The following is a 21,488-nucleotide window of genomic DNA, read 5'->3' as shown; positions in this document are numbered from 1 at the left end:
CGGAGGCGGGGCCGCCAGGGCCGAAGCCGGCGGCTACCGGGCGGGATCCGCCAGCGGCAGCCGGACGACCAGGCGGGCCCCGTGCGGAAAGTCCCCGGCGGTCAGGGTGCCGCCGTGGTGGGCGGTCAGGTCACGGGCGATGGCGAGCCCCAGCCCCGTGCCGCCGTGGTCACGGCTGCGGGCGTCGTCGAGACGGGCGAAGCGCTCGAAGACCCGCTCCCGGTCCTCCGGCGGGATGCCGGGCCCGTCGTCGGTCACCTCCAGTACGGCGCTGCGCGCGTGCGGGACGCCGCCGGTGCGCAAGGCCACGCGGATCTCCCGGTCCGCGTACCGCTGGGCGTTGTCGAGCAGGTTCGTGACGACCCGGCTGAGCCACAGCTCGCTGCCGGACACCTCGACGCCGGGCGCCAGGTCGGTGCGTACGGGTACGCGGTCGCCGAGCCGGGCGTCCACCGTGTCCTGGACGAGGGCGGTCAGGGACAGCCGGACGGCCGCCACGGGCTGGGCCGCGTCGATGCGGGCGAGCAGCAGCAGGTCGGAGGAGAGCTGCTGGAGCCGCTCGATGTCCTCCAGCGCACCGCTGATCAGCTCGGGCCACAGCTGCGGATCCCGGACGGCCAGGGCCACCTCCAACTGCGTGCGCAGGACGGTGATGGGGCTGCGCAGCTCGTGGGAGGCGTCCGCGATGAACTGCCGCTGGCGGACACCGGAGGCCTCCAGCCGGTCGAGCGTGGCGTTCATGGTCTCGGCCAGGCGGGCGACCTCGTCGCGGGTGGCCGGCACCGGCACCCGGCGGTGCAGGTCCCGGTCGGAGATCCCGGCGACTTCGGCACGGATCTCCTCGACCGGCTTCAACGCGCGGCCGGTGACCCGCCAGGTGACGAGGGCGACGGTGGCCAGCAGCAGGGGCACGCCGATCGCGAGGGCGGCGGTGGTGGTGTCGTCGGCGGCGTCCGCGTCGCGCAGGGAGGCTCCCGCGTAGACGGTGGCCAGGCCCTGCGGAGTGTCCGTGACGACCTGGACGACCCGCTGACGGTGCTCGCCCCCGGCCGGGCGGACCTTCCAGGTGTGGAAGCGGGTGCCCGGCACCCCGGGGCCGGCCGGGGGGAACGGGGGCACGCCCGCCAGGTTCGGGCTGGTGAACAGGATCTGCCCGTCGGGGCCCACCACCTGGACGAACTCGACGCCGCGGCCCACGGGGCGCACACGGTCGAGCCTCCCGGTCGCGGCGAGCCGGGCCACCGTCTCCGCCTGTCGGCGGGCGTCGTCCTCCGCGTTGCGCCGCAGATTGTTCTCGAGCAGGCCGAGCAGGGCGAACGAGGCGAGCGCCAGGGCCGCGGCCACGACCGCGCAGGCGCCCACCGTGGCCCGCGCCCGGACCGTGGTGGGCCACAGCCGCCGCAGCCACCGCAGCCGGCGCAGGGCGGGCCACCGGCGCAGGGCCGCGCGCGCGGCGGCGCCCGCGCGGCGCAGCAGGAGGGGGCGCAGGGCAAGGTGCCGCTCAGCCACCGTCGGCCGCCAGCCGGTACCCGGCGCCGCGTACGGTCTCCAGCGCGGCGCGCGCGAAGGGGGCGTCGATCTTGCGGCGCACGGCGCTGACGTGGACCTCCACCACGTTGGGGTCGCCGTCGAAGGCGCTGTCCCAGACCTGCTCCAGGATGTCCCGTTTGGGCACCACCTCCCCGGAGCGCCGGGCCAGGCACTCCAGGACCGCGAACTCCCGGGCGGTGAGCCGGATCTCCGTATCGCCACGGGAACAGGCCCGCCGCGCGGGGTCGATCAGCAGGTCGCCGAACTGCATCACCTGGGGGCGCCGGCGGCCCGTACGCCGTCCCAGGGCGCGGAGCCGGGCGACCAGGACGAGGTAGGAGAACGGCTTGGAGAGGAAGTCGTCGGCGCCGGTGTCCAGGGCCTCCGCCTCGTCGTACTCGCCGTCCTTGGCGGTGAGCATCAAGATCCCCGACTCGTTGCCGGCCGCGCGCAGCTTCGCGCACACCCGGTAGCCGTTCAGGCCGGGCAGCATGATGTCGAGCACGATCAGGTCGTAGTCGTGCTCCGTGGCCATCCACAGGCCCTGCGGGCCGTCGAGGGCCACGTCGACCGAAAACCCTTCCGACTGGAGCCCCCGCTGCAGGGCCACCGCCAGTCGCCGTTCGTCCTCCACCACCAGTACGCGCATGCCGACCAGGGTCTCAGGCGCGCGGGACGGTCGGCTGAAGAGGTCTTCAGGAAGCTTCAGGTGGGCTTCAGCATCGGCTCAGCATGCTCGGGAACCAGCCGGGTGCAGTGCCCGGTTGTCCTGAGGAGTACCGGTATGTCTGATACTTTCCCGCCGTCCGACCAATCCGCGCAGCCCCGGCAGCCCGAGAACGCCCCGAAGGGCGGGGGCCGTGGGCGTGCGGCCCTGGGCCGCCTGGTGCCCCGGAGCACGGGTGCCCGGTGGGCGGCCGTGGGCACGGCCGTGGTGATCGTGGGCGGCGGAGCGGCGGCCGTGGCCGTCGCGGAGCACCACCACGGACGGATCGAGCGGGGTCCCCACTTCGCCCGGTCCGAGGCCATGCCCGAGGGCGGCGGCAAGGGCGGCGGCAAGTGGGGCCCCGTCGGCGGCGAGCGTCGCGGCGGCCCCAAGGGCGACGGTCCCAAGGCCGACGGCCCCGGTCGGCCGGTCGGCCCGAAGGTGCGCGACGGCCTCGAAGGCCTCGACGGTGCCGACGGGCGCGGGGGATCCTCGAAGAGCGCCCCTGCGCCGCTCCCGTCGCTGGCGATCGGCGCCGCGGCCGACAAGGCCGCCGCGGCGGTGCCGGGCGGCAAGGTCGAGAGCCTGCGCGTGGTCGCCCAGAAGGGCGGCGGCAGCGCCTGGCGGGCCGTGGTCCTCGGCCCGGACGGCGTCCGGCACGCGGTCACCGTGTCCGGTACGGACGGCACGATCACCGACAACACGACCCCCGCGGGCCGTTAGCCCCCGGGACCGAAACTCCCGTCGGCCGCCGTGTGGGGCGGTGGCCGACGGGGCCGGGCCGGGCGGTGTGATTGGCTACGCCGTATGGGTTTCAGGCGACGGTTCCCCGGGTGCACGCCGAAGGCGGCGCCCCCCTTCGACCCCGAACTGGGCGCCGCGCTGGCGGCCTTGGGCAACGGGCCGAGGGAGCCGATCACCCCGGACAACCTTGCGGCCCGGCAGGAGCGGGATGCCACGACCCGGCCCAGGCCAACGGCCGAGGAACTGCGCGCCGACGGGCGTTTCGAGATGGCGGAGTTCTCTGTGCCGGGCCCGCCGGACGCACCGGACGTCACCCTCGTGAGCGCGCGGCCGGCGGGCCTCGGCGGGACGCTGCCCCTGCTGTATTACATGCACGGCGGCGCGATGGTGATGGGCAACGCGTGGTCCGTGCTGCCGCGGATCCTTCGCGAGTGGGCCGTCCCGCTGGAACTGGCCGTCATCTCGGTCGAGTACCGGCTGGCGCCGCACGCGCCGTACCCGGGACCGCTGGAGGACTGCTACGCCGGACTCGTCTGGGCGGCCGGGCACGCGGCCGAACTGGGCATCGACGCGGACCGGATCGTCATCGGAGGCAAGAGCGCCGGCGCGGGGCTCGCCGCGGCCCTCGCCCTGCTGGCCCGGGACCGCGGCGGTCCCGGGGCGCTGGGGCAACTGCTGCTGTCCCCCATGCTCGACGACCGCGGCAGCACCTTCTCCGGTCACCAGATGACGGGACTCGACGCGTGGGACCTCACCTCCAACGCGACCGCCTGGAAGGCACTGCTGGGCGACCGCCACGGCGCCGCCGACCTGTCGCCCTACGCGGCCCCCTCCCGCGCCACGGACCTTACGGGGCTGCCCCCCGCCTACATCGACGTCGGGTCGGCCGAGATGTTCCGCGACGAGGACGTGGCGTACGCGAACGCGATCTGGCAGGCCGGCGGCCAGGCCGAACTGCACGTATGGCCCGGCGCCTACCACGGCTTCGACGGCCTGGCACCGCGGGCGGCCCTCAGCAGGGACGCGCACCACGCCCGTACCCGCTGGCTCCAGCGCCTCCTGGGGCATCCGGGGCCAGGGGGCAGGCAGTAGCCGACCGGCAGCGACCTGGGCCGGGTCGGGCGACCGGCCCAGGTCGCACGCCGGCTCAGCAGATCCGCGGGAGCTGTTCCCCGACCGGCAGGTCGATCACGCGGGTCCCGCCGAGCCGGGTGCGTGCCACGACGAGGCCCGGGTGCGCTTCCACCGCCTCGCCGATCACGGTGGCCCCCCGGCCCAGCGGATGCGCCCGCATCGCCTCCAGTACGGGCTCGGCGTGCTCGCGCGGCACGAAGGCGACGAGCTTGCCCTCGTTGGCCACGTAGAGCGGGTCGAGACCGAGGATCGAGCAGGCGTTGGCGACGGAGTCGGGAACCGGCACCCGGGCCTCGTGGAGCAGGACGCCGGTGCCCGAAGCCGCCGCGATCTCGTTCAGCGAGGCGGCCAGGCCGCCGCGGGTGGGATCGCGCAGCACGTGGAGGTCGGGGGTGACCGCCAGCATGCTCTGCACCAGACCGGCCAGGGGCGCGCAGTCGCTCTCGATGTCCACACCGAACTCGAGGCCTTCGCGGACGCTCATGATGGCCACGCCGTGCAGCCCGATGTCACCGCTGACGATCACCACGTCCCCGGGCACCACCCGCTGGGGGCGAAGGTCCACTCCGGCCGGGATCACCCCGATCCCCGCGGTGTTGAGGTAGATGCCGTCCCCGTGCCCCGCCTCGACGACCTTGGTGTCCCCGGTGGCCACCTCCACGCCCGCCACCCGGGCGGCGGCCCCCATGGCCTGGGCCACCCGCGCCACCACGGACATCTCGACGCCCTCTTCGAGGATGAACCCGCAGGAGAGGTAGGCGGGCCGGGCCCCGCTCATGGCGAGGTCGTTCACGGTGCCGTTGACCGCGAGGTCCCCGATGCAGCCACCGGGGAAGAACAGCGGCCGGACGACGTAGGAATCGGTCGAGAAGGCCAGCCGGACCCCGTCCAGGCAGACCGCGGCGGAGTCCCCGAGCTGGGCCAGTACGGGGCCCCCGAAGGCCGGGGCGAAGAGGTGCTGGACCAGTTCGGCGGACAGGGCGCCACCGCCCCCGTGGCCCATCACCACCCGGGGGTGGTCGCGCAGCGGGGCTGGGCAGGTCCATCCGGTGACGTCGAGCACGGCCTCGGCCCGGGCGTTGGCCCCGGGCAGGGTCGTGTCCGGCCGGCCGACCGTGGACGAAGCGGTCTCAGGCAACGGGGCTCGCCTTCCGTGCGGTGCTCGGGGAAGCCGGCACGACCGGGAGGTCCAGGCGCCGGTAGAGGTAGTACGCCGCGCAGGCGCCCTCGCTGGACACCATGGTGGCGCCGAGCGGGGTGCGCGGGGTGCAGAGCGTTCCGAAGGCCTCGCACTCGTGTGGTTTGAGCAGGCCCTGGAGCACTTCGCCGCTGCGGCACTCGGCGGGCTCGCGGGTGGTGATGCCGGTGACGCGGAAGCGGTGTTCGGCGTCGAACTCCCGGTAGCGCGGCGACAGTCGCCAACCGCTGTCCGGGATGACTCCGATGCCGCGCCAGGCCCGGTCGGTGACCTCGAAGACGTCCTCGAGCATGGCGAGGGCGGCCGGGTTGCCCTCCGGGCGGACGGCGCGCGCGTAGGCGTTGTCCACGGTGTGCTCGCCGCGTTCGAGCTGGAGCACGGCGCGCCGTACGCCTTCGAGGATGTCGAGCGGCTCGAACCCCGTCACGACGATCGGCACCCGGTGGCGCCGCGCGAGCTCCGGGTACTCCCGGGTCCCCATGACGCTGCACACGTGCCCCGCGGCGAGGAAGCCCTGCACCCGGCAGCTGGGCGAGCTCATGATGGCCTCGATCGCCGGGGGGACCCGGACGTGGGAGACCAGCAGGCTGAAGTTGCGGATGCCGAGCCTCTTCGCCTGGTGCACCGTCATCGCGTTGGGCGGGGCGGTGGTCTCGAAACCGATCCCGAAGAACACCACTTCGCGCTGCGGGTTCTGCCGGGCGATCGTCAGAGCGTCGAGGGGCGAGTACACGACCCGTACGTCACCTCCCTCGCTGCGCACCCGGAACAGGTCGCGGCCGGTGCCCGGCACCCGGAGCATGTCGCCGAAGGAGCAGAAGATCACTTCGGGTCGGGAGGCGATCTCCAGCGCCTTGTCGATCACCTCCAGCGGCGTCACGCACACCGGGCAGCCCGGACCGTGGATCAACTCCACCTCATCCGGAAGAAGTTGGTCGATGCCGTGCCGGATGATCGTGTGTGTCTGACCGCCGCAGACCTCCATCAGCGCCCAAGGGCGCGTCACGGTGGCGTGGATGTCGTCGAGCAGCCGGCGCGCGAGCTCCGGGTCCTGGAATTCGTCGATGTACTTCACCGCTGCACCCCTTCCTGCGGCGCCGCGCCGCCGGCCGGATCTTCGTCGAAGGCGAACGGCGGGAAGCCGCCCCCGGCCTCCTCGGCGAGCGCCCAGGGATCGCCGAACTCCTCCTGGAGCATGCCGAGTTCCGCGAAGAGTTCGAGGGTCTTGCGGGCCGATTCCTCGTCCAGGCGCTGCAGGGCGAACCCCACGTGGACGATGGCGTACTCGCCGACCTGGAGATCGGGCAGGTACTCCAGGCACACCTCCTTGCGGACGCCGCCGAAGTCGACGGTAGCCATGCGGGTGCCGTCCCTCTCCCCGATGTCAAGCACTCTGCCGGGTACCGCCAGGCACATGAGCCTCTCCTTGCTGTGGGTGATCCGTGATGTCGCGGGCGGCCGCCACCATGAGCTGACCGAGCGCCAGCCCGCCGTCGTTCGGCGGTACGCGGTGCTGGCGCAGAACCCTGAAACCCCGCTCGCGCAGGGTGCGCGCGCAGGTCGAAGAGAGCAGGGTGTTGGTGAAGACCCCGCCGGTCAGCACCACCGTGTCCAGCCCCTCCCGGTCGCGGGCGAGAGCGCACAGCGCTCCGACGAGACCGACGACGCCGGCATGGAAGCGGGCGGCGATCACCGCCGGGTCCACCCCCGCCCGCAGGTCGGCCACCGCCGCGGCCAGGACTGGCGCCGGGTCCGCGGTGATCGGGCCGCCCCCGCTCGCCACCGGGGGGTCGAGGCGGAAGCCGTACCCGGCGACGGCCCCGTACCCGGCCCCGTGCTCCGCCCCACTCGCGCCTCCCTCGCGGTGCTCCCGCCCGGTCGCCCGCAGTGCGGCGTTCTCCAGCTCCACCGCCGCCTGCGCCTCGTACCCGCCGTGGTGGCAGACGCCCGTCAGGGAGGCCACGGCGTCGAAGAGCCGACCCATGCTGGAGGTAGGGGGGCAGTTCAGTCCGCTGTCCAACTGCTGAGCCAGAACACGCAGTTCATCCGGCGGGCAGGCGGCCGTGCACGGCAGGTCCGGCTCCCAGGCGATGCCGGCCGCCCGCAAGTGCGCCAGAGCCATCCGGTACGGACGCTGCACGGCCGCGTCACCGCCGGGCAGCGGCACGTACGCGAGGTGGGCGAACCGCGTGTACCCCGCGTAATCGGCGAGGAGCACCTCACCGCCCCACACCGCGCCGTCATCGCCGTGACCGGTGCCGTCGAAGGCGACGCCGATCACCCGCCGGCCCGCCTCCAGGCCGTGCTCGGCCATCGCGGACGCGATGTGCGCGTGATGGTGCTGCACCCGCACCACCGGCCGGTCCCCGGCGCTGCGCCGCGCCCATGCGCCGGACCGGTATCCGGGGTGCCGGTCGGCGACGAGCCGCGCGGGACGGACGCCGGTGATGGACTCCAGCTGCTGCTCGGCCCGTTCGAAGGCGTACTGGGTGGCGAGGTTGTCCATGTCGCCGATGTGCGCCGACAGCCACGCCCGGCGTCCCTCGCCCAGGCAGAAGGCGTTCTTGAGATCGCCGCCGACGGCCAGGGTCGGGGGCACCGACAGGGGCAGCTCGACGGGCAGCGGGGCGTAACCCCGGGCGCGCCGGATCGGCAGCATGCCGCCGTCGCAGACGCGTACGACCGAGTCGTCACAGGGCACGTGGATCGGGCGGTCGTGCGTGAGCCAGCCGTCGGCGATGCCCGCCAGCCGCTCCAGGGCCTCCTCCTCGTCGGTGACGATCGGCTCGTCCGCCAGATTTCCGCTGGTCATGACGAGCAGCCGGGGGCCCGGAGGGTCGGTGGGCAGACCGAGCAGCAGATGGTGCACGGGGGTGTAAGGGAGCATGACGCCGAGGTCGGGGCTGCGCGGGGCGACGTCCTCGGCCGGGCCCGCGACCCCGGCTCGGCGGCGCAACAGCACGATGGGCCGGACGGCCCCGGTGAGCAGGGCCCGCTCGTCCGCTCCGACGTGGGCGAACCGCTCGACCTCGCCGAGGTCGCGCGCCATCACGGCGAACGGCTTGTCCCCGCGGGCCTTGCGCCGGCGCAGCTCGGCCACGGCGCCGGCCTGGGAAGCGTCGCAGGCCAGGTGGTAGCCGCCGAGCCCCTTCACGGCCAGGATCGCCCCGTCGGCCAGCATCCGGCGGGCCTGCGCCACCGGGTCCGCGCCGGCGGCCTCGTACGGTGCCTCGTTGGGCCGGGCCCCGGCGATCAGCAGCCGAAGCCGGGGCCCGCAGGCGGGGCAGGCCACCGGCTGGGCGTGGAAGCGGCGGTCGGCGGGATCGGCGTACTCGCGCGCGCAGTCGGGGCACATCGGGAAGCCGGCCATGGTCGTGTGGGCGCGGTCGTAGGGCAGCCCGGTGACGATCGTGAAGCGGGGGCCGCAGTGCGTGCACGTGATGAACGGGTGCCGATGGCGCCGGTCGGCGGGATCGGCCAGCTCCGCGAGGCAGTCGGCGCAGGTGGCCGTGTCCGGGGCGACCAGGGTCCGGGTGCGCCCGCCGGTCCGCGAGGCGACGATGGTGAATCCGACGGCGCCCGACACCGGGACCTCGCAGTGGTCGACGGTGTGCACCACGGCCAGCGGGGGAGCCTCCGCCGCGAGCCGTTCGCAGAAGGCCGCCACGGCGGCCGGCGCGCCCTCGACCTCCGCGACCACCCCCTCGGGGGTGTTGGTGACGTGCCCGGCCAGCCCCAGTCCCGTGGCGCGGGCGTACACGTACGGCCGGAAGCCGACGCCCTGGACCACGCCCCGGACGATGACCCGGCGGCGCTGTGGGGCCTGCGTCATCGGGACTGCTCCACGACGGGGTACGGGGGAGCGGCGGACAGCTCGGCATCGTGCCCGTGGTCGTGCCCGTGGTCGTGCCCGTGGTCGTGCCCGTGCCCGTGCTCGTGCCCGTGCTCATGTACGTGCCCGTGCCCGTGTGGGTGCCCGGCCACGGTTGCGTGGTCGCCCCGAGCCCGCGCCATCACCGGTACGTGCACCCCGGCGCCGGATCCGGCGGCCAGGGCCCGCTCCAGCAGCAGCCCCGCCCCCTCACCCGTGCGCGCCGAGGTGAGCAGCACCTCCACGCCGGGGTTGACCCGCTGGACGTGCTCCCGGAAGGCGTCCTCGTCGAACTCGACGGCCCCGGCGATGTCGGTCTTGGTCACCACCACGAGCTGGGCCAGACCGAAGGCCGTGGGGTACTTCAGCGGCTTGTCCTCGCCTTCGGTCACCGAGGCCAGCACCACCCGCAGTGATTCCCCGAGGTCGTAGGAGGCGGGGCAGACCAGATTGCCGACGTTCTCCACGAAGAGGAGCCGGGTGTCCTCGGGCAGCCAGCCCTCCAGGTGCCGGCTCAGCATCCGCGCCTCCAGGTGGCAGAGCCCGTCGGTCAGCACCTGCTTGACGGGCGCGCCGGAACGGGCCAGGCGTACCGCGTCGTTCTCGGTGGCGAGATCGGCCGTCAGGGCCGCCACGGCCACCCCGCGCTGCCGGGCGAGGAGCAGCTCCGCCTCCAGCAGCGCGGTCTTTCCGCTGCCCGGACTGGAGAGCAGGTTGACGACCGTGACGCCCCGGGCCGAGAGCTCGGCGCGCAGGGCCTGCGCCTGCGTATCGTTCCTGGCGAGTACCGCCTGTTGCAGGTCGACCACTCGGCACATGGTTCAGCACTCCTCGGAGATCGGTTCGGCGGTGCGCACGGGGTCGGGACCGTCCTCCCATCGCACGCTGAGGATCTGCAGCTCGCGGCCCGACACCAGCTCCACCTCCGTCGCCCTCGCGCAGCGGGGACAACACAGTTCGGGGGGCATGCCGACCGGCCAGAGCGCCGCGCAGGAGCCGCAGCGCGCCCGGGCCGGCACGAACTCGGTGGCGAGCGCAGCCCCTTCGAGGACGGTGCCCGCGCAGGCCAGCCCGAAGCAGAAGTCCAGCGCGTCGGGAACCACTCCGGCCAGCTCGCCGACCTGCAGCCGCACCTCGGTGACGACGCTCGCCCCGCCGGCCCGGGCCGCTTCCTCCACCTGGCCGATCACGGCCATGGCGATCGACATCTCGTGCATCGGACTCCGTCCTGCCGGGCCTCATTACACCGGCAGGACCAGTCGGGCGGCGCCGGGCACGCCGATGCCCCGCGGGCCCCGTCCGCCATTCGGACGCGGACGGGGCCCGCGGGGCGGTCTCGGCGTCACATGCGGCGCATCCGGAGGTAGCGCCGGATGTCGGGGAGGACCTGCTTCAGTACGGCGACGAGCGCGGCGGCGGTGACCCCGCCGATGGCCCCGCTGATGACGGTCTTCTTCATGGGGTTCTCCTCAGGTCGCGGCGGGGCCCGCACGGCTCCCCGGACGCGCTGCCCGCACCGGAGCCGAGCAGTTCCAGGACGAGGCGGACGGCTTGCGGTACGGCGGCGGTCACCGGCCCGCTCAGGCCGATGCCCTCGTCGATGAGGGCGGGTTCGCATCCGACGACCAGGGTGCGCCGGGGCGGGGTGGAGCCGGTCCCGGCGCAGAGCGTGCCGAGCAGCGCCAGGACCGTGTCGGGCGACATGTGGTGCCCGTCGAGGACGGCCGGGCCGGCTCCGCCGGGGGCGTGGTCGTCGTCGGCCTCGATCAGGTACAGCGTGCCGGGGGCGCCGCCGCGCGCGGTGGCGTCGAGGAGCACGAGCGTGTCGTAGCCGTCGAGCAGTTGGTAGGCGAGGTGGACGCCGCGCACCCCGAAGTCCACCGCCTCCACGCCCCGCGGCAGCCGGTGGTCGGACAGGGCCCGCACGGCGGCGACGCCGAAACCGTCGTCGCCGAGGAAGACGTTGCCGATTCCGGCGATCAGGGTCCGGCCGATCACGGCGCCTCCAGCGGGGTGACCTCGTCCGGCTGGAAGTAGAGGAACCTGCCCTGCTCCCGCCGGATGTCCGCACCCGGGTCGCCCTCCACGGTGACCGCGAGGTGCACGCCCCCGTCGACGTCGTGCAGCACGGCTTCGACCAAGGCGCTGCGGCCCTGGAGGAACAGGTCCTGCGCATCGGTACGGCGCAGCCCCGGGCGCAACAGCACGCGGCTGCCCACGCCCACCGATGTGCCGTCGATCGGGATCCGGTCGCGGGCCGGGTCGGCGGTGTCGTCCCGGGCGGGGTCCCACCAGGGCGTGTCCGGTCTGAACACCGCTTCCGCGTCGGCACGTTCGTCGACGGCTTCGGGGACGTCCGAGGGCGTCGCGCCCGGGCCGGTGATCTCCCGCAGCGACCGGACCGCCCCGTGGAGCCGCTCCAGCACCTCGGGCGGCATCGATTCGGCCAGGTCGATCACCGCGGCCGCCCGTGCGTCCGTCCCGCGCGCCTCGCGCTTCTCCTGGTCGGTCAGGGCGGCCGTCCGCAGGGCGAGGATCTCGTCGATCTCGGTGGCGTCGTACATCGCCCCGGCGCTCTCGGGAGCGATGGCCGGATGGTCCTCCAGGATGATCGGGGAGGACAGGACCACGTCGGCGCGGCCCGGCTCGCCCGCCAGCACCGGCCACGTGTGCAGGTTGGCGCAGGAGCCGACCGCCGCCCTGGCCCACTCGGGCGGGTCGGTCATGGACAGGAAGGAGCCCGCGTCGAGACCGAGGAGCAGGTGGGCGGCGACCAGTGACCGGGGCAGGGCGGCGTCGCGGTCGGCGGCCCCGGGTTCCGGCGTCCACCGGCTGGTGTTCTCCACCACCGCGGTCAGTTTGAACACCCGGTAGGGCCCCGGTACTTCGGTGGCCCGCAGCCGTACCACCCCGTCGATCTCCGCGGTGTGCCGGACCAGTCGGCCCACCGTACGCCCGTCCGCGTCGAGGACGGGTTCCGTCTCCTCGCGGGCGGGCCGCCGGAAGGGGAAGTCCGAGCCCTCGCCGACGAGTCGGGACACGTTCACGGTGAGTTCGACGCGTTCCTCGGCCCCCTCGTCCCAGGGCACGAGCACCCGGTCGGCCAGCCGCAGCTCGGTGGCCTCCGTGAAGGAGCCGTCGTCCAGGGCCCGTTGGACGGTACGCCGCCGGGCGTGCAGGAAGCGCAGTTCCACGGCGAGCGCGGGGTCGCCCTTGGGTTCCATGAGGATCTCGGTCCGCTGGGCGGAGGGCTCGTCGTGCGCGGGACCCCATGACGGCGGCACCAGCACGCCGAACTGCCAGCGCAACCGGTTCTTGGCCGCCGAGGCCCGGTACGGGTAGAGCACGTAGCCCTCGAACAGGACGGCGTCGGCCACCTGCCGGGCGGTCGCGAAACGGGCCGCCGCCGTGGTCGTCGTGGTGGTCACGGCGCCGTCCTCTCGCCGGCCCGCCGCAGGAGGGCGCCCAGCCGGACGGGCTGCGGCGCCGTCGGATGCTCCGCGTCGGCCGCGTCCAGCAGGGCCCGTACGGTCGCCTCCCACGAGCCGAGCGCGCGGCGCGAACGGAAGGCCAGCAGCTCGTCCATGGTGTCGCGCGGCAGCCGCAGCCAGCCGCAGCCGGGGAAGTGCTGCTCGACCATCTCGCGCCATACGGCCACGGGCATCCGGTACGGGGCCTCGCGGTCCCAGGGCACGGGCTCGACCCGGAAGCCGCCCTCGCCGGTGAAGGCGGTGCCGGAGAACAGCATCAGCAGCGGTACCTCGCCCTCCTGCAAAGCACCGAGGTACCGGGTGGCCCCGATGTCCATGTCGTACGTGCAGGGCACCACGAGATCCGTCTCGGTCTCCCCGGTGAAACCGGGCACCATGACCGACACCTGCGCGAACTGCACGGGCTGAAGGGTCGACCCCCACCGGGACCGCTCGCCGAACAGGTCGGCCAGTCCCTCGCCCTCGGCGGCCCCGTAGGTCCGCCGGGCCGGTTCGATCCTGATCTGGCAGCGCAGGGCGAGCGCGTGCACCCGGGCGCCCCTGGCGGCCGTGACGCGCAGCCGGAAGACCAGGGTGGGCCCGGCGGCGTACGGGTCGGCGCGCACCCCGGTGCATTGGAAGGTGAGGTCCGTCATGACCGAAGCGCCTCCGTGGGGACGGCGCCCGCCCGGCGCTCCACCTGTTCGAAGAACTCCCGCAGCGCGGCCCGTGCTTCGGCGCCGCCGTCGAAGCCCTGCCACAGCAGCCGCATCCGCCCCACCAGTTCGTAGCAGATGTCGATCGGCACGAGATGGCAGTCGGTCCGGCCGTCCTCCTGCCGGCGCAGCAGCAGCGCCTCCACATCGGGCCGCAGCAGCGCCGAGAGCCGGCCCGGGCCCAGCACCCGCTGCCAGGTCTCCGGGTCCAGCTCGCTCTCGGTGGCCCCCGCGGGACTCGGGTAGAGCGCGACCAGCCGGTCCAGGGCGGCGTTGCGGAAGAAGAACGCGACCCCGACGGGAATCTGCAGGAGCTCCCACGCGCTCTCGTCGAGCGGCCGGTCGGGATCGGTGAGGTAGCGGTCCGGCACGGCGCGGAAGCGGCCCGTCGCCGCGCCCGGCCGGTCGAACAGCAGGGCGCAGGCGGTGCAGGCGCACACCAGGGCCCGCCTCTCGGTCTCCACCAGGTGGCGGTGCCCGTCCTCGCGCACGGGCGTCCCGCACAGCTCACAGGTCTCCTGCCGGGGCGGCCGGGGTCCGGTGAACCGGCGCAGTCCGCGCGGGCCCTGGCCGTGCGCCGTCAGTCGGGGCCCGGTCACGGAACCCGCACCGCGGTGTGCGGCCGGGGGCCGATCTGCAGGAGGGGCGGTGGCGGGGCCCCGGCGGGCTCCGTCTCCACCCGTGTGACCTCGGGTGCGAAGCAGGCCAGGGCGTCCTCCACCGAACGGCGGGCGGCGTCGGGACCGGCGCTGCCGCAGCCGCAGCCGGCGCCGGCTGCGGAGCGCAGCCGCAGCTCGCCGGTGGCCTCGTCGAAGCCGACCACCTCCGCCGGGTCGCCCGACGCCCGCAGGGCCCGCCCGATCCGGGTACGGGTGTCCTCCGGGTGCAGACCGTGCAGGGTGAGCAGGCTCGCCACCAGCTCGTCGTCCAGCGCCGGGGCGAGCGGGCCGCTGCCGAGGTGCTCGAGGAGCCGGGCGAGCCCGGCACCGTAGAAGTCCATGAGGGCGCGCACCAGTTCCTCGGCCGCCGCGCCGGCCGCCCGGTCTCCCGTGGCGGCCAGCCGGTCCAGCACCGCCTCGACGCGGAGCCCCGCCTCCGGGGCGCCGGTCGTCGTGCCCGCCGCGCTCATCCGCCCAGTCCGCTCAGGCCGGTGGGCACGTGCATGGTCTTGACCGTCTTGCCGCCGCCGACGTACATGTGCACACCGCAGGGCAGGCAGGGGTCGAAGCTGCGTACCGCCCGCATGATGTCGATGCCCTTGAAGTTCTCCGGGGTGTTCTCCTCGAAGATCGGGGTGTTCTGCACGGCGTCCTCGTACGGTCCCGGCGTGCCGAAGGTGTCGCGGGTGCTGGCGTTCCACGGGGTCGGCGGATACGGGTGGTAGTTGGCGATCTTCCCGTCGCGGATCACCATGTGGTGCGACAGGACACCCCGTACGGCCTCGGTGAAGCCGACACCGATCGACTCGTCCGGGACCTCGAACTTCTCCCAGGTCTGGGTGCGTCCGGCGCGGACCTCCGCCAGCCCCTTCTCGGCGCAGTGCAGGGCGATGGCGGCGGCGTACGCCTGGAAGTAGGTGCGCGCCCGGTTGCGCTCCAGCGCGTTGCTCCACTTCGGGATCTTCCACTCGAAGCGGGTCTCGGGCTTGGTCATCGTCTTCGGCAGGTTGATGACGACGCTGTGGCCGGTGGCCTTGACGTAGCCGACGTCCACCAACCCCGAAAGGGCCGTGGACCACAGGCGCGCGATGGGGCCGCCGCCGGTGTCGAGCGCGAGGTGGTCCTTGCCGTCGAACCAGCGGGGCGACATCACCCAGCTGTACTTGTCGTCGAAGTTCCGCTTCTGCGGGGCGGGGATCGTGTGCTGGTTCCACGGGTGGCGGGGGTCGACCGGGTTGCCGAGCGGGTCGTGGGTGACGAACTGCTCCCGGCCCGCCCAGTCGTCGTAGTACGAACTGCCCAGCAGGATGCGGATGCCCAGGTTGATCTCGGTGAGGTCGTTGGTGACCAGCTTGCCGTCGACGATCACACCCGGGGTGACGAACATCTTCCGTCCCCAGTCGGTCATGTTGGCGTACGTGAAGTCGCAGTACTCGGGGTCGTTGAGCGCGCCCCAGCAGCCGAGCAGCACGCGCCGGCGGCCGACCTCCTCGTAGCCGGGCAGGGCTTCGTAGAAGAAGTCGAACAGGTCGTCGTGGAGGGGGACCACCTTCTTCATGAACTCCACGTACCGCATCAGGCGGCTCATGTAGTCCGTGAAGAGCTGGACGGAGGCGATGGTGCCGACGCCGCCGGGGTAGAGCGTGGAGGGGTGCACGTGGCGCCCCTCCATCAGGCAGAACATCTCCCGGGTGTAGCGGCTGACTTGGAGGGCCTCGCGGTAGAAGTCGCCCTCGATCGGATTGAGCGAGCGCATGATGTCGGCGATGGTGCGGTAGCCGTGGTCGCCGGCGTGCGGTGCCTCGGTCCGTTCGGCCAGCTCCAGGACCCCGGGGTTGGTCTCGCGGACCATCTTCTCGCAGTAGTCGACCCCGACCAGGTTCTCCTGGAAGATGTTGTGGTCGAACATGTACTCCGCCGACTCACCGAGGTTGATGATCCATTCGGCGAGGTGGGGCGGCTTCACTCCGTAGGCCATGTTCTGCGCGTACACGGAGCAGGTGGCGTGGTTGTCACCGCAGATCCCGCAGATGCGGCTGGTGATGAAGTGCGCGTCCCGGGGGTCCTTGCCGCGCATGAAGACGCTGTAGCCGCGGAAGACGGACGACGTGCTGTAGCACTCCGCGACCCGCTTCTGCTTGAAGTCGATCTTTGTATGGATGCCGAGGCTGCCGACGATCCGTGTGATCGGATCCCACGCCATCTCCACCAGGCCGCTGCCGTCACCGGCCGCCTTCGTCTTCGGTGCCATCGTGTCTGCCGTGACCCTTCTTCGATACGGGAGGAGGTGCGTCGGACGGGCGGGTGACCGGGGGGTTGGTGGCGCCGGTCACCAGGTCACCAGGGAGGGCGGTAGCCGGTGGTCAGCGTCTCGCCGGTGTGGCGCCACTTCGGCTCCTCGTCCACGGTGCGCAGCGTCATCGTCCGGAGTCTGCGCACGAGCGCGCCGTACGCCCTGATGGCGTTGGTGGACACCCGGGCGCCCGGCGGTTCGTCCATGAACGGCATGAACTTGTCGGGGAAGCCGGGCATCGTGCAGGCGATGCAGATGCCGCCGACGTTCGGGCAGCCGCCGATGCCGTTCATCCACCCGCGCTTGGGGACGTTGCACTTGACCACCGGGCCCCAACACCCGATCTTCACCAGGCATTTGGGAGAGTCGTAGGTCTCGGCGAACTGGCCCTGCTCGTAGTAGCCGGCCCGGTCGCAGCCCTCGTGGACGGTGGCTCCGAACAGCCAGGTCGGCCGCAGTTTGTCGTCCAGGGGGATCATCGGCGCCGAGCCGGCCGCCTGGTAGAGCAGGTACGTCAGGGTCTCCGAGAAGTTGTCCGGCTGGATCGGGCAGCCGGGCACGCACACGATCGGAATCCCGGCGTGGGACTTCCAGTCCCACCCCAGGTAGTCGGGCACGCCCATGGCGCCGGTCGGGTTGCCCTCCATCGCGTGGATGCCGCCGTACGTGGCGCAGGTCCCGATGGCCACCACGGCGAGGGCCTTGGGCGCCAGCCGGTCGATCCACTCGCTGGTGGTGATGGGCTGGCCGGTGCGCGGGTCGTCCCCGAAACCGCACCAGTACCCCTCGGACTTGATCTTCTCGTTGGGTACGGAGCCCTCGACGACCAGGACGAACGGATCGATCTCGCCCCGCTCGCCCTTGAAGAACCACTCGATGAACGTGTCCGAGCCCCCGACGGGGCCGCATTCGAAGTCGATCAGCGGCCAGTGCACGGCGATCTTGGGGAGGCCGGGAAGGGTCCCCGTCACGATCTCCTCGATGCTCGGCTGCATCGCCGCCGTCAGGGACACGGAGTCGCCGTCGCAGCTCAGACCCGCATTGATCCAGAGGATGTGGATCGTGGGGTCCGCCACTGCCGGGTCCGGCGCTGCTGCATCCATGCGGACGCCTCCTTGGGAAAGGGATCGGGGGAGCGGACGGGGAGCGGCGGCCGGTCTCGGTGTACTTCCGGCCCGGCCCGCCTGCGCCCCACGCTCCTTGCTAACACCCGGCGGGGCCGGATGCCCCGTCATGAGCGGCCGGTCCAGTGACGCCGCCCGGACGCGCCGCCGTGTGGCGGCCCGCTGCCCGGCAGGTCAGATGGGGTGGGGTCGCGACGGCGGCCTCCTTGCGGACGAAGGCCCGGCGCAGCGCGTGGTACGGGGCGTCCGCGTCGAAGAAGGTCTGCCGCATCAGGTCCAGCTCGGCCGCGCGGTAGGCGGCCAGCGGACGCTCGGCCTCGTCGTGCTCCCGGCGGGCCTTCTTCACCGCGATCCGGGACGCGGTGGCGGGCGCGGTGGCCAGCCGCGCGGCGAGCGCCGCGGCCCGGCCGGCGAACGCCCCGGGCGGGCAGTCGAGCGTACGGTCCACCAGCCCGAGCCGCTGGGCGGCGTCGGCGCTCAGCGGCAGCGCCTCGGAGGTGAGGCGCTCGGCGGTGGCGGCGCCGACCCGGCGCGGCAGGGTGTACGTCCAGTACTCCGACCCGTACAGGCCCATCAGCCGGTAGTGGGGGTTGAGGACGGCGCCCGAGCGGCACCACACCTCGTCCGCGGCGAGTGCGAGCATGGCCCCGCCGGCGGCCGCGTTGCCGCCCAGGGCGGCGACGACGAGCCGGTCCGTCGTGGTGAGGACCGCCTCGACCAGGTCGTCCATGGCGTTGATGTTGGCCCAGGACTCCTCGGCGGGTTCGGCGCTGGCCTCGATGACGCCCAGGTGGATGCCGTTGGAGAAGAAGTCGCGGCCGCCGCCGAGGACCACCACCGAGGTGGGGCGGGCACAGGCCGCCCGGTAGGCGTCCAGCAGGCGCCGGCAGTGAGCGGTGCTCATCGCGCCGCCGGGGAAGGAGAAGGACAGGAAGCCGGCCTGGCCCTCCTCCCGGTAGCCGATGTCGCACCAGGTGCGCCGGCGTGGATCGCTGCCCGGCGGGGCGGGGCGCTCCGGCAGCGCGGGCAGCCTGTCCCCGAGCGCGAGGGTGGCGGGCAGCTTGGGCGCGGTCGGCTCCCCCGGGGCCCGGTGGGCCCGCAGCTCGGGGATCCACACGGCGCCGTCGGCCGTGGCCCGGCAGATCGCCCCCGCGCGGGTGGCCAGCAGCTCGCCCGGACGGCCGCGCAGCCGGTCCTCGGGGTGGCCTCCGTGCAGGAACCAGGTGCCGCCCAGGAGCTCGTCGCGTACGCCGGGCCGGGAATCGGCGGCCCGCAGCATCCGCAGGACGCGCTCGGTGCCGTCCGTCGCCCAGTCGATCCGGCGGTCCTGCTGACGCATGGCGGGACGGGCGCGGCCCGCGGTCTGCGGCGCGGGCACGTGGGAGCCGGAGGCGAACCGGTCCACGGCGAGGAGGACGGCCTCCAGGGCGGCGTCGGCGATCTCGCCCCGGTACAGGGCGCTCTTGCCCTCCTGCGGCAGGGCGCACTCGACCGAGGCCCAGACGTCGCCCGCGTCCATCTCCCCGTTGGCCTGAAGTACCGTCACGGCCCACCGCGTCGCCCGCTCCTGGACAGCCCAGTCGAGCGAGGAGGGACCGCGGTCGCCCACCGGGCCCGGGTGGACGATCAGACAGGTGTGGGCGGACCAGACCTCCTCGGGCACGGCCGACTTCAGCATCGGCGCGAGCACCAGGTCGGGCCGGTGGCGGCGGACCGCGTCGGCCAGGGACACGTGGGGGAGCGCCAGCTCGACCGCCACGCTGTGGCCGTGGTCGCGGAGCTCGGCGTGGACCCGCTGGGTGAGGCTGTTGAAGGCGCTGGCGACGAGCAGGACGTGCACGTGATCTCCCTGCGGCGACCCGGACCGGCGGCGCCGCCGTACCCGGCCCCCGGCGGCGGCCTGATCGACGGTTGGGTGACCGGAGCATGACCGGCCTCGGACGATGATCCGGGAAACCCGAGGGGGCGCGTTCCAGGCCCGGCGGCCGTGTCACCCGAAGGCGCCGCCGCATGGGCCGCTCGGCGGCACACCACGCCGTACGAAGGCGCCGTACGGGTGAGATCGCGGACCACGCGCCGCGCGACGGCGGCCCGACCCGGGATCGGGCCGCCCATGCCGTGCCGTAGGTGGCTGCCCACGCCATGCCATAGGGTCGGTCGGCACAGGACTAGGCCCGGGGCGCCTGGGCAGACGCGCAGCAGAAACCCGTATGGAAGGGGTGGTTCCGGATGGCTGTGGCACCGCGTGACGACCGGTTCACCGTCGAGGCGAGCCATGCCGCCGACACGCTCGTACTCGTGTTGGCCGGGGAGCTGGACCACGATACGGCGGAGCCTTTGCGGCAGGCGCTGGAGGCGGCTCTCGCCGACGGGGCCGCGCGGGTGCTGGTGGACTTCTCCGATGTGGAGTTCTGCGATTCCACGGGACTGAACGTGCTGCTGCAGGGGCGCCTGGAGGCCCAGAAGTCCGGGAGCCGTATCGAGATCGCGGGCCTGCGCCCCTCGATCGCACGCATGTTTCGGATCACGGGTGCCGACGGAGTTTTCACCGTGCACCCTGACATGGCGGGGGCTCTGGCCGACCGACCGCAGACTGCCTAGCGGAGGAGCGAGATGAACACGGGTCGGCAGCCGGAGCAGGATCGGCAACCGGAGCAGAGCCGGCGACTGATGCTGGCCGGCGTGGACGGCGACGTGGTCACGCGGTCCCGGGACTTCACCAGGACGGCCCTGGCCGACTGGGGCTGGTTGGCAGCAGGGGGCGCCCCCGACGGGCGGGTGGACGGCGAGGCCGCGATGGTGGCCGAGGACGTCCTGCTCCTGGTGTCCGAAGTGGTGGCCAATGCCTGCCTGCATGCCGGCGGGCCCGGCTCGCTGCTCCTGCTCAGCACCGGGAGCGGGCTGCGCATCGAGGTCACCGACGGGAGTCCCTCCCTGCCCGAGCTCCGGCGGCGCGCCGACCCGACGCGGCCCGGGGGCCACGGCCTGCTCATCGTGGACCGCCTGACGCGGAACTGGGGCGCGGACCCGGTGCTCGGCGGCGGCAAGTGCGTCTGGCTGGACGTCGACGCACCGGCGGAGGTCAGCCGGCCGGAAGCTGGTCGTCCAGCATCCCGGCCCTGAGTTTCAGGAGGATGCGGCTCAGCAGCCGGGACACGTGCATCTGGGAGACACCCAGTTGCTCCCCAATCTCGGCCTGCGTGCGTTCCTCGCAGAACCGCAGGGACAGGATCATCCGCTCTCGTTCACTGAGCGTGGCGATCAGCGGCTTCAGCGCCGCCCGGCATTCGACCCGGTCGTACGATTCCTCCTCGAAGGCCAGAGCCCGGTCGGTCGACCCGCTCTCGCCCTCGTCCCGCAGGGGTGTGTCGAGAGGGCCCGCGACATAGCCGTTCGCGGCCCGGCGTCCCTCGGTCAGCTCCTCCCGGGTGATGCCGAGGCGTTCCGCCAGCTCCTCGTCGGTCGGCCGGCGGCCGAGCGACTGCTCCATGGCGTCGTGGGTCTTCGCGATGGCCAGGCGCAGCTCCTGAAGGCGCCGCGGCACCCGCACGGACCAGCTGGTGTCCCGGAAGAACCGTTTGATCTCGCCGGTGATGGTGGGCAGGGCGAAGGTGGCGAACTCGACCCCGCGCTCGGCGTCGTACCGGTTGATGGCCTTGATCAGGCCGACGGTGCCGACCTGGACGATGTCCGCGATCGGCTCGCTGCGGTTGCGGAACCGCCGGGAGGCGTACTTGACCAGACTGAGGTTGAGCTCGACGAGGGTGTTGCGCACGTACGAGTACTCGGCGGTGCCCTCCGTGAGCCCGTTCAACCGTTCGAACAGGGAGACCGACAGGGTGCGGGCATCGGCGGTGCTGACGCCGAGCAGGTCCTGCGGAAGGTCCGGGGTTTCGGCCGAGCCGGGGGCTGCGCGCCTCCCGGAGGCCGACGTATGGACAGGCTCCGTAGTACGGCTGGAACGGGATGACATGGAATCCTCCGACGGATGGGCCCGGGGGTGCACCTGCGGCGCGGCGGGTCCGTCGTGGTCTCTAGGTTTC

The 21,488-nt window shown here is 73.3% G+C and carries 22 protein-coding genes; 4 read left to right on the top strand and 18 right to left on the bottom strand.

The features are described 5' to 3' along the window. Positions 1 to 33 precede the first annotated feature (33 nt). Positions 34 to 1,395, bottom strand: coding sequence for a sensor histidine kinase (locus ACFWBF_RS20950; RefSeq protein WP_385603898.1), 1,362 nt, complete (start codon positions 1,393 to 1,395; stop codon positions 34 to 36). A 106-nt stretch (positions 1,396 to 1,501) separates the two neighbouring features. Further along, entirely contained in the window at positions 1,502 to 2,179 is a 678-nt protein-coding gene (locus tag ACFWBF_RS20945) for a response regulator transcription factor (RefSeq protein WP_385603822.1), read from the bottom strand. A gap of 135 nt (positions 2,180 to 2,314) precedes the next feature. Here ACFWBF_RS20945 and ACFWBF_RS20940 point away from each other — a divergent pair, with 135 nt between their 5' ends. Both ACFWBF_RS20940 and ACFWBF_RS20935 read left to right on the top strand, forming a co-directional pair. Next, a complete protein-coding gene (locus ACFWBF_RS20940; protein WP_385603820.1) occupies positions 2,315 to 2,959 on the top strand; it encodes a hypothetical protein in 645 nt (214 codons plus the stop codon). Between the two features lie 84 nt (positions 2,960 to 3,043). Continuing rightward, positions 3,044 to 4,072, top strand: a complete 1,029-nt coding sequence (locus ACFWBF_RS20935; RefSeq protein ID WP_385603817.1) for an alpha/beta hydrolase — start codon at positions 3,044 to 3,046, stop codon at positions 4,070 to 4,072. Between the two features lie 55 nt (positions 4,073 to 4,127). Here the strand turns inward: ACFWBF_RS20935 and hypE are convergent, their stop codons facing one another. The 15 genes from hypE to ACFWBF_RS20860 form a co-directional block, all read right to left on the bottom strand. After that, positions 4,128 to 5,207 carry a hydrogenase expression/formation protein HypE gene (gene hypE / locus ACFWBF_RS20930; protein WP_385603895.1) on the bottom strand — a complete coding sequence of 360 codons (1,080 nt, stop codon included), beginning with the start codon at positions 5,205 to 5,207 and terminating at the stop codon, positions 4,128 to 4,130. 37 nt (positions 5,208 to 5,244) lie between these two features. Further along, on the bottom strand, positions 5,245 to 6,387 hold the full coding sequence (gene hypD / locus ACFWBF_RS20925) for a hydrogenase formation protein HypD (RefSeq protein ID WP_385603814.1): 1,143 nt from the start codon (positions 6,385 to 6,387) through the stop codon (positions 5,245 to 5,247). Beyond that, positions 6,384 to 6,728: a HypC/HybG/HupF family hydrogenase formation chaperone gene (locus ACFWBF_RS20920; protein ID WP_385603812.1), complete on the bottom strand. Its 345-nt coding sequence runs from the start codon at positions 6,726 to 6,728 to the stop codon at positions 6,384 to 6,386. The genes hypD and ACFWBF_RS20920 overlap by 4 nt, the downstream gene beginning before the upstream one ends. Further along, positions 6,697 to 9,144, bottom strand: a complete 2,448-nt coding sequence (gene hypF / locus ACFWBF_RS20915; protein WP_385603810.1) for a carbamoyltransferase HypF — start codon at positions 9,142 to 9,144, stop codon at positions 6,697 to 6,699. The genes ACFWBF_RS20920 and hypF overlap by 32 nt, the downstream gene beginning before the upstream one ends. After that, entirely contained in the window at positions 9,141 to 10,001 is an 861-nt protein-coding gene (gene hypB, locus ACFWBF_RS20910) for a hydrogenase nickel incorporation protein HypB (protein WP_385603807.1), read from the bottom strand. The genes hypF and hypB overlap by 4 nt, the downstream gene beginning before the upstream one ends. A gap of 3 nt (positions 10,002 to 10,004) precedes the next feature. Beyond that, positions 10,005 to 10,400 (bottom strand): hydrogenase maturation nickel metallochaperone HypA, encoded by a 396-nt coding sequence (locus ACFWBF_RS20905; RefSeq protein WP_385603805.1) that lies wholly within the window; start codon positions 10,398 to 10,400, stop codon positions 10,005 to 10,007. A 125-nt stretch (positions 10,401 to 10,525) separates the two neighbouring features. After that, positions 10,526 to 10,642: a DUF6893 family small protein gene (locus ACFWBF_RS20900; RefSeq protein WP_385603803.1), complete on the bottom strand. Its 117-nt coding sequence runs from the start codon at positions 10,640 to 10,642 to the stop codon at positions 10,526 to 10,528. Next, positions 10,639 to 11,181 carry a hydrogenase maturation protease gene (locus ACFWBF_RS20895; RefSeq protein WP_385603801.1) on the bottom strand — a complete coding sequence of 181 codons (543 nt, stop codon included), beginning with the start codon at positions 11,179 to 11,181 and terminating at the stop codon, positions 10,639 to 10,641. Before ACFWBF_RS20895 ends, ACFWBF_RS20900 begins: the two co-directional genes overlap by 4 nt. Continuing rightward, positions 11,178 to 12,611, bottom strand: a complete 1,434-nt coding sequence (locus tag ACFWBF_RS20890; protein WP_385603799.1) for a hypothetical protein — start codon at positions 12,609 to 12,611, stop codon at positions 11,178 to 11,180. Before ACFWBF_RS20890 ends, ACFWBF_RS20895 begins: the two co-directional genes overlap by 4 nt. Continuing rightward, complete coding sequence (locus tag ACFWBF_RS20885; RefSeq protein WP_385603797.1) at positions 12,608 to 13,309, bottom strand: DUF6084 family protein; 702 nt, start codon at positions 13,307 to 13,309, stop codon at positions 12,608 to 12,610. The genes ACFWBF_RS20890 and ACFWBF_RS20885 overlap by 4 nt, the downstream gene beginning before the upstream one ends. Next, a complete protein-coding gene (locus ACFWBF_RS20880) occupies positions 13,306 to 13,968 on the bottom strand; it encodes a DUF5947 family protein (protein WP_385603794.1) in 663 nt (220 codons plus the stop codon). Before ACFWBF_RS20880 ends, ACFWBF_RS20885 begins: the two co-directional genes overlap by 4 nt. Beyond that, positions 13,965 to 14,498, bottom strand: a complete 534-nt coding sequence (locus ACFWBF_RS20875; protein ID WP_385603791.1) for a hypothetical protein — start codon at positions 14,496 to 14,498, stop codon at positions 13,965 to 13,967. The genes ACFWBF_RS20880 and ACFWBF_RS20875 overlap by 4 nt, the downstream gene beginning before the upstream one ends. Beyond that, on the bottom strand, positions 14,495 to 16,279 hold the full coding sequence (locus ACFWBF_RS20870; RefSeq protein ID WP_385603789.1) for a nickel-dependent hydrogenase large subunit: 1,785 nt from the start codon (positions 16,277 to 16,279) through the stop codon (positions 14,495 to 14,497). The genes ACFWBF_RS20875 and ACFWBF_RS20870 overlap by 4 nt, the downstream gene beginning before the upstream one ends. A gap of 86 nt (positions 16,280 to 16,365) precedes the next feature. Next, the gene (locus tag ACFWBF_RS20865) at positions 16,366 to 17,424 is read right to left on the bottom strand and encodes a hydrogenase expression protein HypE (RefSeq protein WP_385603786.1); all 1,059 of its coding nucleotides are present in this window, start codon (positions 17,422 to 17,424) and stop codon (positions 16,366 to 16,368) included. A gap of 100 nt (positions 17,425 to 17,524) precedes the next feature. Further along, positions 17,525 to 19,285, bottom strand: coding sequence for a hydrogenase maturation protein (locus ACFWBF_RS20860; RefSeq protein ID WP_385603783.1), 1,761 nt, complete (start codon positions 19,283 to 19,285; stop codon positions 17,525 to 17,527). A gap of 389 nt (positions 19,286 to 19,674) precedes the next feature. On the opposite strand from ACFWBF_RS20860, the gene ACFWBF_RS20855 reads away from it, so the two are divergent. Continuing rightward, a complete protein-coding gene (locus ACFWBF_RS20855) occupies positions 19,675 to 20,046 on the top strand; it encodes an STAS domain-containing protein (protein WP_385603779.1) in 372 nt (123 codons plus the stop codon). Between the two features lie 12 nt (positions 20,047 to 20,058). After that, positions 20,059 to 20,568 (top strand): ATP-binding protein, encoded by a 510-nt coding sequence (locus ACFWBF_RS20850; protein ID WP_385603776.1) that lies wholly within the window; start codon positions 20,059 to 20,061, stop codon positions 20,566 to 20,568. Here ACFWBF_RS20850 and ACFWBF_RS20845 read toward each other — a convergent pair. After that, positions 20,528 to 21,418, bottom strand: a complete 891-nt coding sequence (locus ACFWBF_RS20845; protein WP_385603773.1) for a SigB/SigF/SigG family RNA polymerase sigma factor — start codon at positions 21,416 to 21,418, stop codon at positions 20,528 to 20,530. The genes ACFWBF_RS20850 and ACFWBF_RS20845 overlap by 41 nt on opposite strands. Between the last annotated feature and the right edge of the window lie 70 nt (positions 21,419 to 21,488).

This window comes from Streptomyces sp. NPDC060028, assembly GCF_042736725.1.
Lineage (GTDB): Bacteria > Actinomycetota > Actinomycetes > Streptomycetales > Streptomycetaceae > Streptomyces.
The sequence above is the reverse complement of the archived record's forward strand: the minus strand, read 5'-3'. Positions and strand labels throughout refer to the sequence as shown.

Excerpts from the sequence above, each read along its gene's own strand:
- ACFWBF_RS20945 (WP_385603822.1), bottom strand. The coding sequence starts at position 2,179 with ATGCGCGTACTGGTGGTGGAGGACGAACGGCGACTGGCGGTGGCCCTG.
- ACFWBF_RS20940 (WP_385603820.1), top strand. The coding sequence starts at position 2,315 with ATGTCTGATACTTTCCCGCCGTCCGACCAATCCGCGCAGCCCCGGCAG.
- ACFWBF_RS20935 (WP_385603817.1), top strand. The coding sequence starts at position 3,044 with ATGGGTTTCAGGCGACGGTTCCCCGGGTGCACGCCGAAGGCGGCGCCC.
- ACFWBF_RS20920 (WP_385603812.1), bottom strand. The coding sequence starts at position 6,728 with ATGTGCCTGGCGGTACCCGGCAGAGTGCTTGACATCGGGGAGAGGGAC.
- hypF (WP_385603810.1), bottom strand. The coding sequence starts at position 9,144 with ATGACGCAGGCCCCACAGCGCCGCCGGGTCATCGTCCGGGGCGTGGTC.
- hypB (WP_385603807.1), bottom strand. The coding sequence starts at position 10,001 with ATGTGCCGAGTGGTCGACCTGCAACAGGCGGTACTCGCCAGGAACGAT.
- ACFWBF_RS20905 (WP_385603805.1), bottom strand. The coding sequence starts at position 10,400 with ATGCACGAGATGTCGATCGCCATGGCCGTGATCGGCCAGGTGGAGGAA.
- ACFWBF_RS20900 (WP_385603803.1), bottom strand. The coding sequence starts at position 10,642 with ATGAAGAAGACCGTCATCAGCGGGGCCATCGGCGGGGTCACCGCCGCC.
- ACFWBF_RS20885 (WP_385603797.1), bottom strand. The coding sequence starts at position 13,309 with ATGACGGACCTCACCTTCCAATGCACCGGGGTGCGCGCCGACCCGTAC.
- ACFWBF_RS20875 (WP_385603791.1), bottom strand. The coding sequence starts at position 14,498 with ATGAGCGCGGCGGGCACGACGACCGGCGCCCCGGAGGCGGGGCTCCGC.
- ACFWBF_RS20870 (WP_385603789.1), bottom strand. The coding sequence starts at position 16,279 with ATGGCACCGAAGACGAAGGCGGCCGGTGACGGCAGCGGCCTGGTGGAG.
- ACFWBF_RS20865 (WP_385603786.1), bottom strand. The coding sequence starts at position 17,424 with ATGGATGCAGCAGCGCCGGACCCGGCAGTGGCGGACCCCACGATCCAC.
- ACFWBF_RS20855 (WP_385603779.1), top strand. The coding sequence starts at position 19,675 with ATGGCTGTGGCACCGCGTGACGACCGGTTCACCGTCGAGGCGAGCCAT.
- ACFWBF_RS20850 (WP_385603776.1), top strand. The coding sequence starts at position 20,059 with ATGAACACGGGTCGGCAGCCGGAGCAGGATCGGCAACCGGAGCAGAGC.
- ACFWBF_RS20845 (WP_385603773.1), bottom strand. The coding sequence starts at position 21,418 with ATGTCATCCCGTTCCAGCCGTACTACGGAGCCTGTCCATACGTCGGCC.